This window comes from Frigoribacterium sp. CF331 (assembly GCF_057787905.1).
Map to the genome: position 1 here is coordinate 1,750,970 of NZ_CM173545.1, position 13,191 is coordinate 1,764,160.

The 13,191-nt window shown below is 71.1% G+C and carries 15 protein-coding genes; 3 read left to right on the top strand and 12 right to left on the bottom strand.

Going from position 1 to position 13,191, the window contains the following annotated elements; genetic code table 11:
• The first annotated feature begins 135 nt into the window (after window positions 1-135).
• Complete coding sequence (locus tag AC3CCI_RS08175) at window positions 136-1,170, top strand: LLM class flavin-dependent oxidoreductase (protein ID WP_354595349.1); 1,035 nt, start codon at window positions 136-138, stop codon at window positions 1,168-1,170.
• Window positions 1,171-1,325: 155 nt separating this feature from the next.
• Here AC3CCI_RS08175 and AC3CCI_RS08180 read toward each other — a convergent pair whose 3' ends face one another.
• The 10 genes from AC3CCI_RS08180 to AC3CCI_RS08225 all read right to left on the bottom strand — a co-directional run bounded on the left by AC3CCI_RS08180 (window position 1,326) and on the right by AC3CCI_RS08225 (window position 9,559).
• Window positions 1,326-3,311, bottom strand: coding sequence for a bifunctional copper resistance protein CopD/cytochrome c oxidase assembly protein (locus AC3CCI_RS08180; protein ID WP_488626821.1), 1,986 nt, complete (start codon window positions 3,309-3,311; stop codon window positions 1,326-1,328).
• Window positions 3,312-3,485: 174 nt separating this feature from the next.
• Window positions 3,486-3,773, bottom strand: a complete 288-nt coding sequence (locus AC3CCI_RS08185; RefSeq protein ID WP_043595940.1) for an HU family DNA-binding protein — start codon at window positions 3,771-3,773, stop codon at window positions 3,486-3,488.
• A gap of 105 nt (window positions 3,774-3,878) precedes the next feature.
• Window positions 3,879-4,184, bottom strand: a complete 306-nt coding sequence (gene rpsN, locus AC3CCI_RS08190) for a 30S ribosomal protein S14 (protein WP_488626822.1) — start codon at window positions 4,182-4,184, stop codon at window positions 3,879-3,881.
• Between the two features lie 2 nt (window positions 4,185-4,186).
• Entirely contained in the window at window positions 4,187-4,354 is a 168-nt protein-coding gene (rpmG, locus tag AC3CCI_RS08195; protein ID WP_043595944.1) for a 50S ribosomal protein L33, read from the bottom strand.
• On the bottom strand, window positions 4,354-4,590 hold the full coding sequence (gene rpmB, locus AC3CCI_RS08200; RefSeq protein WP_043595945.1) for a 50S ribosomal protein L28: 237 nt from the start codon (window positions 4,588-4,590) through the stop codon (window positions 4,354-4,356). The genes rpmG and rpmB overlap by 1 nt, the downstream gene beginning before the upstream one ends.
• A 254-nt stretch (window positions 4,591-4,844) precedes the next feature.
• Window positions 4,845-5,258, bottom strand: a complete 414-nt coding sequence (locus AC3CCI_RS08205; protein ID WP_488628674.1) for a Fur family transcriptional regulator — start codon at window positions 5,256-5,258, stop codon at window positions 4,845-4,847.
• A 112-nt stretch (window positions 5,259-5,370) separates the two neighbouring features.
• Window positions 5,371-6,261, bottom strand: coding sequence for a metal ABC transporter permease (locus AC3CCI_RS08210; protein WP_488626823.1), 891 nt, complete (start codon window positions 6,259-6,261; stop codon window positions 5,371-5,373).
• Window positions 6,258-7,139: a metal ABC transporter ATP-binding protein gene (locus AC3CCI_RS08215; RefSeq protein WP_488626824.1), complete on the bottom strand. Its 882-nt coding sequence runs from the start codon at window positions 7,137-7,139 to the stop codon at window positions 6,258-6,260. The genes AC3CCI_RS08210 and AC3CCI_RS08215 overlap by 4 nt, the downstream gene beginning before the upstream one ends.
• Entirely contained in the window at window positions 7,136-8,146 is a 1,011-nt protein-coding gene (locus AC3CCI_RS08220; RefSeq protein WP_488626825.1) for a metal ABC transporter solute-binding protein, Zn/Mn family, read from the bottom strand. The genes AC3CCI_RS08215 and AC3CCI_RS08220 overlap by 4 nt, the downstream gene beginning before the upstream one ends.
• Window positions 8,147-8,299: 153 nt before the next feature.
• Window positions 8,300-9,559 carry a PTS transporter subunit EIIC gene (locus AC3CCI_RS08225; RefSeq protein WP_488626826.1) on the bottom strand — a complete coding sequence of 420 codons (1,260 nt, stop codon included), beginning with the start codon at window positions 9,557-9,559 and terminating at the stop codon, window positions 8,300-8,302.
• A gap of 218 nt (window positions 9,560-9,777) precedes the next feature.
• Between AC3CCI_RS08225 and AC3CCI_RS08230 the strand changes: the two genes are divergently transcribed.
• Together AC3CCI_RS08230 and AC3CCI_RS08235 are read left to right on the top strand one after the other, a co-directional pair.
• Window positions 9,778-10,011, top strand: coding sequence for a PTS sugar transporter subunit IIB (locus tag AC3CCI_RS08230; RefSeq protein WP_054145886.1), 234 nt, complete (start codon window positions 9,778-9,780; stop codon window positions 10,009-10,011).
• Window positions 10,008-10,523 carry a PTS sugar transporter subunit IIA gene (locus AC3CCI_RS08235; RefSeq protein WP_488626827.1) on the top strand — a complete coding sequence of 172 codons (516 nt, stop codon included), beginning with the start codon at window positions 10,008-10,010 and terminating at the stop codon, window positions 10,521-10,523. The genes AC3CCI_RS08230 and AC3CCI_RS08235 overlap by 4 nt, the downstream gene beginning before the upstream one ends.
• 257 nt (window positions 10,524-10,780) lie before the next feature.
• Here the strand turns inward: AC3CCI_RS08235 and AC3CCI_RS08240 are convergent, their stop codons facing one another.
• Together AC3CCI_RS08240 and AC3CCI_RS08245 are read right to left on the bottom strand one after the other, a co-directional pair.
• Entirely contained in the window at window positions 10,781-11,512 is a 732-nt protein-coding gene (locus AC3CCI_RS08240) for a GntR family transcriptional regulator (RefSeq protein WP_354595289.1), read from the bottom strand.
• 150 nt (window positions 11,513-11,662) lie between these two features.
• A complete protein-coding gene (locus AC3CCI_RS08245) occupies window positions 11,663-13,186 on the bottom strand; it encodes a dihydrolipoamide acetyltransferase family protein (RefSeq protein ID WP_488626828.1) in 1,524 nt (507 codons plus the stop codon).
• Window positions 13,187-13,191 lie beyond the last annotated feature (5 nt).

Sequence of the window (13,191 nt, forward strand, 5' to 3'; positions counted from 1 at the left end):
TTGTCATGCGAGTCCTGTCTATCCGACCCGACACCCCCCGGTCAAGGGGGTCGACCCGCGGCCCCGTCGCCCCCTCCCGTTGCCGGTCTCGACCGGCTAGAATGATGCAAACGTATGAATCAGGAGATCACCCGCATGGCACACCCCCTCGAGTTCGGCCTCGACACCTTCGGCGACATCACCGACCGCCTCGACGGCAGCCCGGTCACGCACGCCGAGGCCATCCGCAACCTGGTCGAGCAGGCCGTCCTCGCCGACCGGGTCGGCCTCGACTTCATCGGCGTCGGCGAGCACCACCGCAAGGACTTCGCCGTCTCGGCCCCCGAGGTCGTCCTCGCCGCGATCGCCGCCCGCACCGAGACCATCCGCATGGGTTCGGCCGTCACGGTGCTCAGCTCGGACGACCCCGTGCGGGTGTTCCAGCGCTTCGCCACGGTCGACGCCGTCTCGAACGGCCGCGCCGAGGTCATCCTGGGCCGCGGCTCGTTCACCGAGTCGTTCCCGCTCTTCGGCCTCGACCTGCAGGACTACGAGGTGCTCTTCGAGGAGAAGATCCAGCTCTTCGCCGAGCTGCTGAAAGAAGGCCCGACCACCTGGTCGGGCACCGTGCGCGCCGGCCTCGACGCGCAAGAGGTGTACCCGAAGACCGAGGGCGGCTCGATCCGCACCTGGGTCGGCGTGGGCGGGTCGCCGCAGTCGGTCATCCGCGCGGCGCACTACGGGTTCCCGCTCTTCCTCGCGATCATCGGCGGGCAGCCCGCCCAGTTCGCGCCCTACGCCGACCTCTACCGCCGCGCGCTCGGCGAGTTCGGCCACGAGTCGCAGCCGATCGCGATGCACTCGCCCGGTTTCGTGGCCGAGACCGACGCGGAAGCCAAGGAGGCGCTGTTCCCGTACCAAGAGGAGCAGACGAACCAGCTCGGTCGCGAACGCGGCTGGCCCCCCTACAGCCGCGCGCAGTACGAGGCCAGCGCCAGCTCGACCGGGGCGCTCTACGTGGGCTCGCCCGAGACCGTCGCGACGAAGATCGCGCAGAACATGCGCCTGCTCGGCGCGACGCGCTTCGACATGCGGTACAGCATGGGGCGCCTGCCGCACGAGCTCATGATGCGCAGCATCGAGCTGTACGGCACGAAGGTCGTGCCGCTGGTGCGCGAGATGCTCGCGTAGCCCGACCCGCGCCTCCTCGGCCCCGCACCCACCCCGCACCCACCCGGCTCGCACCACACCGCGTTTCGTGCACCGCACCCCGACTAGTCGCGGTGCCGTGCACGGAACGCGGTGCGCTGCGGCCCGCACCCCGGGCGCGGGCCGGGGTCAGCAGGTCAGCGGGTGCGCTCGCGCTGGTGCGACAGCGCCTCGAGCTGCTCGTTGTACGCCCTGAGCTCGGCGTCGTCGTCGCGGTCGGCCTGGCGGTCCTTGCGCACCGCCTCGCGGCCGTCGCTGCGCTGCCACATGATCGCGACCGCGATCGCCATGATGATCGTGGGGATCTCGCCCACGCTCCAGGCGATGCCGCCGGCGACGTACTGGTCCTGCATCGGCGTCGCGCCCCAGGTGCGACCCATGGCGCCGTACCAGTCGGCCAGGAAGAGACCGGACGCGCTCATGATGCCCAGGCCGAAGAACGCGTGGAACGCCATGGTCGCGAGCAGCACGACGAGCCGTGCGGGGTAGGGCAGCCGACCCTTGACCGGGTCGATGCCGATCATCGACTGCACGAAGAGGTAGCCGGTGATGACGAAGTGCACGATCATCCAGTAGTGGCCGACGTGGGTCGTCGTCGCCCAGCTGAACAGCGGCGTGTAGTAGAACGCCCAGAGCGAGCCGGCGAACAGCACGGCCGAGACGATCGGGTTGCTGACCACGGTCGCCGCGCGCGAGTGCACGAGGATCATGATCCACTCGCGGCCGCCCCGCGTGCCGTCGGTGCGCTTCTTGACGGTGCGCAGCGCGAGCGTCACCGGCGCACCCGGCACGAGCAGCACGGGTACCAGCATGCCGAGCGCCATGTGCGCGAGCATGTGGGTGCTGAACAGGTACTCCTCGTAGACGTTCGGGGCGCCGCAGGTGATGTAGAACAGCACGGCGAGGCCGGCCACCCACGAGACCGTGCGCCCGATCGGCCACCGGTCGCCGCGGCGGTGCAGGCGCACGACGCCGGCCAGGTAGAAGAAGACGCCGAAGGCGCAGAGCAGGCCCCAGAGCAGGTCGACGTTCCACTCGGTGAGGTAGCGCAGCGGCGTCAGCTCGGGCGGGAGCGCCTCCTCGGTGAGGATGACCGCGGGCGTCGGGTCGGCCAGGTCGGTGGCGGCGACCTGCTCGACCGGGGTGGCCGTGCGGGCCAGCGCGGCCGCGACGCCCGACGCCAGGCCCATGAACGCGAGCTCGGCGGTGACGAACCACCAGAACGGCTTCGCGGTGGCCTTGGGGTGGGTCGCGAGGCGACCGACGAGCCAGCGTCGCTGCACCACGCCGAACAGGCCCAGGGCGACGAGCGCGAACGTCTTGACCAGCACGAGCACGCCGTAGCCCGACGTGAGGGCCGACCAGTCGCCGATGCGGATCGCGGCGCTGCCGATGCCCGAGACCGCGACGACCACGAAGCAGACGATCGCCACGCTCGAGTAGCGCGCGAGCACGATCGCCAGGCGCCCGCTCGAGAGGTGGCCGCGCAGCAGCACGATGGCGAGCAGGCCGCCCAGCCAGACCGAGGCGCCGACGAGGTGCAGGGCGAGGTCGGTGACGGCGGCGTCGTGGCCGCTCGTGCCGGCCGCGTGGCCCTGCTCGGCGATGGGGATGAGCCCGCCGGCGGCGAGCACGGTCACGGCGACGACCAGCCAGATGTTGCGGACGACGAAGCAGAGCACGGTCACGGTCGCCGCGACGAGCGTCGTGACGAGCCAGGCGGTGCCGAGCTCGGTGTTCGTCAGGAAGAACGCGAGCGTGCGCCCGAACTGGTCGTCGAAGGTGACCGGCACGTTGGCGACGCTGAGGAACGTGAAGAACGTGGTGACCGCCGAGGCGACCGCCCAGAAGCCGGCGGCAGCGGCCGCGACGTCCATGGCGCGGTCGTACTCGCTCTCGCGCTTGCTCAGGGCGAAGCAGGTCAGGAAGAGCGTGCCGATGGTCAGCGCCGCCCCGACGTTGCCGAGCATCTTGGCCATCGGCAGGCCGTAGCGGACGACCTCGCCGGGGTCGACGACGAGGGGCGCGTCGGCCGCCCCGCCGAACTTCAGGGCGGCGAGGAGGGACGCGAACGCCACGAGCACGAGCAGTGCGGGGGCCGTGGTGCGGGCGAGTCTGGGCATCGTCTACCAGGGTAAGTCGGATCACCTGGTGAACAGGCGGGGGTCCGGGCCGTCGCTCGACGTCGAGTGATCGGGGCGGGGCCCACGCCGAGGTGCGGGCCTCTGGACACCCGAGAAGGGGCGTGACGACCGAGGGTCGTCACGCCCCTTCTCGGGTGCTCGTGAGAACGAAGACTACTTGACGGCAGCCTTGAGCTTGCTGCCGGCGCTGACCTTGACGCTGTCGCTGGCGGCGATCTCGAGGGCCTCACCCGTCTGCGGGTTGCGGCCGGTGCGAGCGGCGCGGTGCGTCTTCTCGAAGGCGATCCACCCGGGGATGGTGACCTTCGTGCCGTCCGCGACCGACTTCGAGACGACGGAGAAGAACGCGTCGACGACGCCGCTGACGGCGGCCTGGCTCTGGCCGGACTCGGATGCGACAGCTGCGACGAGCTCGGTACGGTTCAGTGACTTGTCAGCCATGTAAATGTCCTCCTCGGACTTCGTTCGGTGTGACGAGACACGGCGTTCACCATGCCCGTGCGGTCGAGACCAGAGAGCCGAGGGCCCTGTGGAACCGGTTGAAACCTACCAGGAAGACTTCGTGATGCCCGGCAACTCGCCACGGTGGGCCATGTCGCGGAAACGCACGCGGCTGATGCCGTAGGCCTTGAGGTGACCGCGGGGGCGGCCGTCGACCGAGTCGCGGTTGCGGAGGCGGACCGGCGACGCGTTGCGCGGCAGCTTCTGCAGGCCGACGCGAGCGGCCTCGCGGCTCTCGTCCGAACCGTTCGGGTCGATCAGGGCCTTCTTCAGCTCGAGACGCTTCTCGGCGTAGCGGGCCACGATCTCGGCGCGCTGGTTGTTCTTGGCGATCATGCTCTTCTTGGCCATGGTTAGCGCTCCTCGCGGAATTCGACGTGCTTGCGGATCACCGGGTCGTACTTCTTCAGCACGAGACGGTCGGGGTTGTTGCGACGGTTCTTCTTGGTCACGTACGTGAAACCGGTGCCCGCCGTCGAGCGGAGCTTGATGATGGGACGGACGTCCTGCTGACGAGCCATTAGATCTTCTCCCCACGAGCGAGCAGGTCCTTGACGACCGACTCGATGCCACGGGCGTCGATGACCTTGATGCCCTTGGCGCTGAGCTGCAGCGTCACGTTACGACGAAGCGACGGCACGTAGTACGTCTTCTTCTGGATGTTCGGGTCGAAACGACGCTTGGTGCGTCGGTGCGAGTGCGAGATGTTGTGTCCGAAACCGGGAACGGCTCCGGTCACCTGGCAGGTTGCTGCCATGGTTTTCCTCCGTAGGTACCGTGAGGGCCGGAGCCCTCACCCAAGGTCACTTGTCGGCGCGCCGATCCCCCTGCACGATCGTCGGATCGCACGGTGTTGCCGGGAGGCGGTGCACATGGGCGCAGAGTGCGCCCAACCAAAGAGACAGCTTACGCGACACGCCCGAGCCCCCGCAACCCGCGCCTCCCGGCTCCGAGGCCGTCACGCGGGCGGGGGCCGACCGGGCACGACCCGGCGGGCCGAGGAGGCGCGGGTCAGCCCGCTGCAGCGGCGTCGGCGGCCGCGCGGGCCTCGAGCGTGCACGCGGGGCAGAGCCCGAACACGTCGACGACGTGCTGCGCAGCGGTGAACCCGTGCGTCGCGGCGACGTGCTGGGCCCAGGTCTCGACCTCGTCGGCCTCGATCTCGACGGTGGTGCCGCAGTTGCGGCAGATGAGGTGGTGGTGGTGCGTGCCCGGGGTGCAGGCGCGGTACAGGCTCTCGCCCTCCTGCTGCAGCGAGTCGGCCGAGCCGTCGGCGGCGAGGTCGGCCAGGGCACGGTAGACGGTGGCCAGGCCGATGCCGGTGTCGCGCAGGTGGGCGTGCAGCGCCTGGGCGCTGACGAACCCCTCGCTCGTGCCCAGTGCTTCTCGCACGGCCTCGCGTTGCCACGTGTTGCGTCGGACCACCACGTCGTCCTGCCTCTCTGTCCGTCAGACCCCGGAGTGTGCGTCGACCCTCTGTGCGTCGACCTGCGTTCGTCGACCCTGCGTGCGTCGATCTTCTGTGCGTCGAACCGTGTCAGGCCCCGGTCGAGGCCAAGGGTACCCGCGGGCCCCTGCGTGGCCCCGCGGCGGCGGCCGTCCGCCGCCAGCTCACGAGTCGGCAGACGAGCCAGATCGCGAACGAGATGGTCGTGACGTACGGGCTGATCGGCAGGCCGCCGCCGAGGGCGAGCAGGATGCCGCCGACGACCGACACGACGGCGAACGTCACGCTCAGCACCGGGACGAGTCGAGGGTTCACCGTCAGCCGCAGGGCCGCGGCCGCGGGCGTCACGAGCAACGACAGCACCAGCAGTGCGCCGATGATCTGCACCGACACGGCGACCGAGAGCCCGAGCACGAGCATGAACGCGATGCCGAGGGTGCGGACGGGAACGCCCGCCGCGGCGGCGACGTCCGGGTCGACGCTCGCGAAGGTCAACGGGCGCCAGATGACGACGAGCGTGACGACCACCACCGCCGAGATGGCGATCAGCCAGCCCAGCTGCGGGTTGTCGACCGACACGATCTGACCCGTCAGCAGCCCGAACTTGTTGGCCGACCGCCCCCGGTAGAGCGCCAGGAAGAGGATGCCGAGACCCAGCCCGAACGGCATGAGCACGGCGATGATCGAGTTGCGTTCGCGCGCGCGGGTGCCGAGCAACCCGATCAGCAGGGCGGCGACGAGGCTGCCGACGAGCGAGCCGCTGACGACGTTGACGCCGAGCAGCAGGGCCGCGGCCGCCCCGGCGAACGAGAGCTCGCTGATGCCGTGCACGGCGAAGGGCATGTTGCGCGTGATGACGAACGGGCCGATCAGGCCCCCGACCAGCCCGAGCACGGCCCCCGCGATGACGCTGTTGCGCACGAGCACGAGCAGTTCGCCGAAGTCCTGGAAGCTGAACAGCTGCGACCACAGGTCGGTCATCGGACGAGCCCGTCGTCGTCGGCCGGCTCGTCGACGTGGTGGTCGTGCCCGTCGTGGCTGCCGACGATGACGACGCGGCCCATGGTGCGGATCACGTCGACCGGCGTGCCGTAGAGGTCGCTGAGCACGTCGGCCCGCAGCACCTCGTCGGGCGTGCCGATGCGGAACCGGCCGCCGGCCAGGTAGAGCACCCGGTCGACGACGTCGAGGATGGGGTTGACGTCGTGGGTGACGAACACCACCGCGGCGTTCCGGGCGCGGCGCTGCTCGTCGATGAGGCGCGTCACCTCCCGCTGGTGCCGCAGGTCGAGCGAGATGAGGGGTTCGTCGCAGAGCAGCAGGGCGGGCTCGGCGGCGAGGGCCTGGCCGACGCGCGTGCGCTGCTGCTCGCCGCCGCTGAGGCTCGCGACGGGCGCGGTCGCGAACGGCGTGGCGCCGACCTCGTCGACCAGGGCGTCGATGCGGGCCCGTTCGGCGGCGGACTCGCGGCGCAGGCCCCACCGGTGGCCCGTCACGCCGAGGGCGATCATGTCGCGGGTGCGCAACGGGGTGCCGGACTCCATCAACCGCTGCTGCGGCACGTACCCGATGCGGCGGTGGCCGCGGCCGACCGGCCGCCCGAGGAACTCGATGCTGCCCTCGGTCAGCTGCTGCTGCCCGAGGATCGTGCGCAGCATGGTGGTCTTGCCCGCGCCGTTGGGCCCGAGCACGGCGACGAACTCGCCCGGCCGCACGTCGAGGTCGAGGCCCGACCACAGCGTCCGCCGGCCGAAGGTCACGCCGGCGTCGCGCAGGCGCAGCACGGCGTCGCCGCCGCCACCGGCCGAGGAGGCGCGGGTGGCGGCGGCGACGGAGGTCGCGCTGGCGGCGTCGGTCACTTGCCGAGCGCCTCCGAGATCGCGTCGATGTTGCTCTGTTGCCATGACACGTAGTCTTCCCCCTCGGGCAGCAGCTCGGTGACCGGCACGATCGCCACGCCCGCGTCGGTCGCCGCCGCCTCGACCTGCTCGGTCTCGGGGCTCGAGGTCTGCTCGTTGTAGGCCAACAGATCGACCCGGCCGTCGGAGAAGAGCTTCAGGGTCTCGTTGAGGACGGCGGGCGAGACGTCGTCGCCCTCCTCGATCGCCTCCGAGAACGCGTCGGGCGTCACGTTCACCAGGCCCATCGCGTCGAAGAGGTAGCCGGGCACGGGCTCGGTGTAGGCGACCGACTCGCCGTCGTGGGCCGCCTCGATCGACGCGGCCTGCGCCTCCAGGTCGGCGACCTTCGCACCGAAGGCCTCGGCGTTCGCGGTGAAGGTGTCGGCGTTCGCGGTGTCGACCCGGCCGAACTCGTCGGCCATCGCCGTGGCGAGCGCCGCCATGCTCGGCAGGCTGTAGAAGACGTGCTCGTTGAAGGCCGCGTGGTCGTGGTCGTGGTCGTGGTCGTGGTCGTCGTGGTCGTCGGTCGTCGCGGCGTCGGAGGCCTCGTCGGCGTGGTCGTGGTCGTCGTGCCCGGCCTCGGGGTCGAGCCCCGAGACGTCGACCGCGCTGATGACGGTGGCGTCGGTCCCGCTCGCGTCGACCATCGTGTCGACGAACGGGTCGTAGCCGCCGCCGTTCTCGACGATGACGTCGGCCTTCGAGACGGCCAGCTGCGTGCGGGCGTCGGCCTCGTACGAGTGCGGGTCTTGTGAGGGGTCGCTGACGATGCTCGTGACGTCGACCAGGTCGCCGCCGACGGTCGTCGCGATGTCGCCGTAGACGTTCGTCGACGCGACCACGGCGATCGCGCCTCCGTCGGCGTCGCCGCCGCTCGCGCCGGCGTCGCCCGTCGAGCAGCCGCTCAGCACGAGGACCGCCGTGGCGGGCAGGACGAGCAGGGCCGGCAGCGATCGCTTCTTCATGTCCGTCACGCTATTGCTACTGATAATGATTGTCAAAACGAGGAGGCGCGGGTCGGCCGGGCGCGCGTCCTCGCCTCGTCGAGACCCTGCAGACGCGCCGGGACCCCCGTGCGCGCACGGGGGTCTCGGTCACGTCCTGGGGTCTCGCGCCGCTCAGGCCTTGGTGGCGGCCTCGACCGACTCGGCGCCGGCCACGTCGTCGTCCTCGCGGCCGGGCGTCTTGAGGTTCCACTTCTTGATCACGAAGCTGAACAAGAAGTAGTAGACGACCGCGTAGCCGAGCCCGATCGGGATCAACCAGATCGAGTTCTGCGAGATGTTGAAGTTGAGCACGTAGTCGATCAACCCCGCCGAGAACGTGAACCCGGTGTGGATGTCGAGCGCGTTCACCAGCATCATCGACGTGCCGGTCAGCACGGCGTGGATGAGGTAGAGCGGCCAGGCGACGAACATGAACGAGAACTCGAGCGGCTCGGTGATGCCGGTGAGGAAGGCCGTCAGGGCGGTCGACAGCATGATGCCGCCGATCAGCTTCTTCTTCTCGGGGCGGGCGTGGCGCCAGATCGCGAGGGCGGCGGCCGGCAGCGCGAACATGAAGATCGGGAAGAACCCGGTCATGAAGACGCCGGCGCTCGGGTCGCCCTGGAAGAACCGGGTCAGGTCGCCGCGGTAGAGCTTGCCGTCGGCACCGGTGTAGTCGCCGACCAAGAACCAGACGACCGAGTTCAGGATGTGGTGCAGGCCCGTGGGGATCAGCAGCCGGTTGGCGACGCCGTAGACGCCGCCGCCGACGACGTCGTTCGACGCGACGGCCGTGCCGATCCAGACGAGCGCGTTGTTGAACAACGGGTAGATGAACGACATGACGACGCCGACGACGAGGCCCGTGACGGCCGTGAGGATCGGCACGAGGCGACGCCCCGAGAAGAACCCGAGGAAGTCCGGCAGCTTCGTCCGGTAGAAGCGCTGCCAGATCATCGCCGACAGGATGCCCATCACGATGCCGCCGAGCACGCCGTAGTTGATCAGCTCGGGGTCGCCCGTCGCGGTCTCGCGGCCGGCGAGCACGACCGGCGACATCGCCTTGAACACCCCGTCGATGACCATGTAGCCGACGACGGCCGCCAGGGCGGTCGAGCCGTCGCTCTTCTTGGCCCAGCCGATCGCGATGCCGACCGCGAAGATCAGCGGCAGCCAGGTGAAGACCGCGTTGCCGGCCGAGCCGATCACCGAGGCGCCGGTCTCGAAGCCGGGGATGGCACCGAGCAGGTCGGCCTGCCCGAGGCGCAAGAGGATGCCCGCGGCCGGCAGCACGGCGATCGGCAGCATGAGGCTGCGACCGAGGCGCTGCAGCACCGCGAACGCGGCCGAGCCCCTCTTCTTGGTCGGGGCCGACTCGGTCATCGTCGTCATCAGGTGGTCCTCTCGTCGGTGAGCAGCCGTGGTGCGGGGCGGGGTCGGGTGGTGCCGTGGGGCGGTGCAGGAGGCGCGGGTCGCGTCGGGCGCCGGGGCTCGGCGGTCCTGTCCGGTCATGACCAGTGAGTGGTAGTTTCCTCAGACCGGCGGGTGGTGTCAACTAGGACGACACCCCTCGTCGCCGCGAGCGACGGACCAACGGAGGAGAACAGCTCATGTCGAAAGCACAGGCCATGATCGACGGACTCGGCGGCGCCGACAACATCGAGGAGATCGAGGGCTGCATCACCCGCCTCCGCACCGACGTCCGTGACATCTCGCTCGTGGACGACGCCGCCCTGAAGGCCGCCGGCGCGACCGCCGTCGTCCACGCGGGCGGCAGCGTGCAGGTGATCGTCGGCACGATCGCCGACTCGCTGGCCGAAGACATCAACGACCTGCTGCCGTGACCACGGTCGTCGCGCCCGTCGCCGGTCGGGTGACGGCGCTCGCCGAGGTGCCCGACGCCGTGTTCGCCGAGCAGCTCGTGGGCGCGGGCGTCGCGATCGAGCCGAGCGCGCCTCCTGCCGGTGACGCCGCCGCGGCCGAGGGCCTCGCGGCCGACGGCCCGGCGTCCGACGCCGCGGGCGCGCTCGTCGACGTCGTCTCGCCGATCGCGGGCGAGCTCGTCAAGGTGCACCCGCACGCGTTCGTCGTGGTCGACGCGTCCGGCACGGGCGTGCTCGTGCACGTCGGCATCGACACCGTGAAGCTCGCGGGCGAGGGCTTCGAGCTCGCGGTGTCCGAGGGGGCGACGGTGTCGGCGGGCGACGTGGTCGTCCGCTTCGACCCGGCCGTCGTGGCCGCGGCCGGCTACTCGGCGGTCGTCCCGGTCGTGGTGCTCGACAGCGCGCCCGACAGCGTCTCGCAGCAGGCCGTCGGCACGACCGTCGCGTCCGGCGCGCCCCTGTTCGACCTCTGAACCCGGCACCACACCCCGTTCCGTGCACCGCGCCCGCTCTAGACGCGGTGCGGTGCACGGAACGCGGTGCCGCGGTGCACCGAGCCCAGGGCTGAGCCGGGGCCGGGGCCGGGGCCGGGGCCGGGGCCGGGGCCGGGGCCAGGGCCTGGCCCGGCCGACGGGACCTGGCCCGGCACCGCACCGCCTTTCGTGCACCGCACCGCATCTCGACGCGGTGCGTTGCACGAGACGCGGTGCCGTGCGTCCGGGGCCGAGCGTCAGGCGGGTGAGACGCCCGACGCGACCTGCATCTGCAGGCGGTAACGGTCCGAGCGGTACCAGCTCCTGGCGTGCTCGAGCGGGACGTCGCCGGCGAACGAGACCCGGTCGAAGAACAGCACCGGGGCGCCCTCGCTCGTGCCGAGCAGGGTGGCGACGTCGGCGTCCGCGCCCTCGGCGCTCACGGTCTGGGTCGCCCGGGTGATGGGGGTCTCGTAGTCGCCGTCGAGCGTGCGGTAGAGCGAGCGGCTGAGGTCGCGGTCGAGCAGGCCCGGCAGCCGTCCGGCGGGGTACCAGCCGTCGTCGATGCTGACCGGGACGCCGTCGGCCAGGCGCAGGCGCTTGACGTGGAACGCGGTGGCGCCGACCCCGAGCCCGAGCGCCGCCGCGGTCTCGGGCGGGGGAGTCGTCTCGGCCTTGACCAGCACGACGGTGCTCGGCACGTGGCCGAGCTTGGTCATCTCGTCGGTGAACGAGGCGAGGTGCAGCGTCGACTGCACCACCCGGTGGGCCACGAACGTGCCCTTGCCCCGCACCCGCGTCAACCAGCCCTCGTTGACCAGCTGGCCCACGGCCTCACGCACCGTGATGCGGCTGACGCCGTACTCGAGCATGAGCTGGCGCTCGCTCGCGATCGCCGAGCCGGGCTGCGCCTCGGCGGCGAGGCGCTGCACGATGGAGCGGAGCTGCTCGTGCTTCGGCACGGCTCCGTCGACGATGTGGTCGGTCATGGCGGGCCCCTCGTCGGTCGTGCCCGAGGGTGGTCCCGTCTGGTCATGACCGGTCGTTCTGCCTCCGACGTTAGTGCACGCCGGGCGGTCGCAGGCCGGCGTGCACCCGACCCCCTCGGACTTCCCAGGTACGGACGAGGAGGCGCGGCGTCAGTCGAGCAGCAGCGCGGGCTCCTCGAGGACGCTCGCCACGTCGGCCACGAACCGGCTGGCGACGTCGCCGTCGACCACGCGGTGGTCGAAGCTCGCGCCGATCGTCGTCACCATGCGCGAGCGCACCTCTCCGTCGACCACCCAGGCCTTGGGCTTGATCGTGCCGAGGGCCACGATCGCGACCTCGCCCGGGTTGAGGATGGGCGTGCCGGTGTCCATGCCGAAGACGCCGATGTTCGTGATGGTGATCGTGCCGTCCTTCATGTCGGCCGGAGTGGTCTTGCCGTCGCGGGCGGTCAACGTCAGCTGTTCGAGGGCCTGGGCCAGCTCGAGCAGGCTCATCGACTGGGCCTCTTTGACGTTCGGCACGATCAGGCCACGCGGGGTGGCCGCGGCGATGCCGAGGTTGACGAAGTGGCGCACGAGGATCTCGCGGTCGGTCCAGGCCGAGTTGACCATCGGGTTGCGGCGCACGGCCCAGATGATGGCCTTGGCCATGATCAGCAGCGGCGAGACCTTGACGCCCGCGAACTGGGGCGACGCCTTGAGGCGCTTGACGAACTCCATGGTGCGCGTGGCGTCGACGTCGACGAAGAGGCTGACGTGCGGAGCGGTGAAGGCCGACGACGTCATGGCCGCCGCGATGGCCTTGCGGACGCCCTTGACCGGGATGCGCTCGACGCGCTCCTCTCCCCACTCGGGCGTCTCGATGTTGCGGAACACGCTGGCCTGCTGGGCGTGACGGATGACGTCGTCGCGCGTGACCTCGCCGGCGAGCCCGGTCGGCTGGACGACGGCCAGGTCGACCTCGAGGTCTTTCGCCAGCTTGCGGATCGGCGGCTTGGCGATGATGGGCAGGGCCTGGGCGGCGGGCACCGACGTGGTGGGGCGGCGGCGGGCCTGCTCGGCGACGCGCAGCTGACGTGCGTCGACCTCGGTCTGCGAGGGGCGGCGGCGGCGGGTCGCGCCGTGGCCGCCGGCGGCGCCGTAGCCCACGAGCACGGCGCCCGAGCCCGACTCGGCAGGGGCCTCGGGGGCGTGGACGACCGAGCCGGTGTCGCCGTCGGCGCTGACCGCGTCGGCCGAACGGGCCGGGGCCGGGGCCGCGGCCGGCATCGCCGTCGAGCCCGTCGTCGACGCCGCGGCGACCGGTTCGACCTGGCGCGCGCGCTGGGCCGACAGGGCCTCCTCGCCCTGGGAGATGATCTGGGCCGTGCGGGCGAGTCCGCCCGACTCGAGCGACTCGGACTCGGCCGCCCGGCCCGACGGCGTGGCCGGGGCCGACGAGTCGCCGACGCGGATGATCGGGGTGCCGACGTCGACCGTGGTGCCGGGCTCGACGAGGATGCTCTCGACGACGCCCGCGTAGGGCGAGGGCAGCTCGACGAGCGACTTCGCCGTCTCGATCTCGACGAGCACCTGGTTGATCTCGACGCTGTCGCCGGGGGCGACCTTCCACTCGACGATCTCGGCCTCGGTCAGGCCCTCGCCGACGTCGGGCAGGGTGAATTCGCTGGTCATGTCGT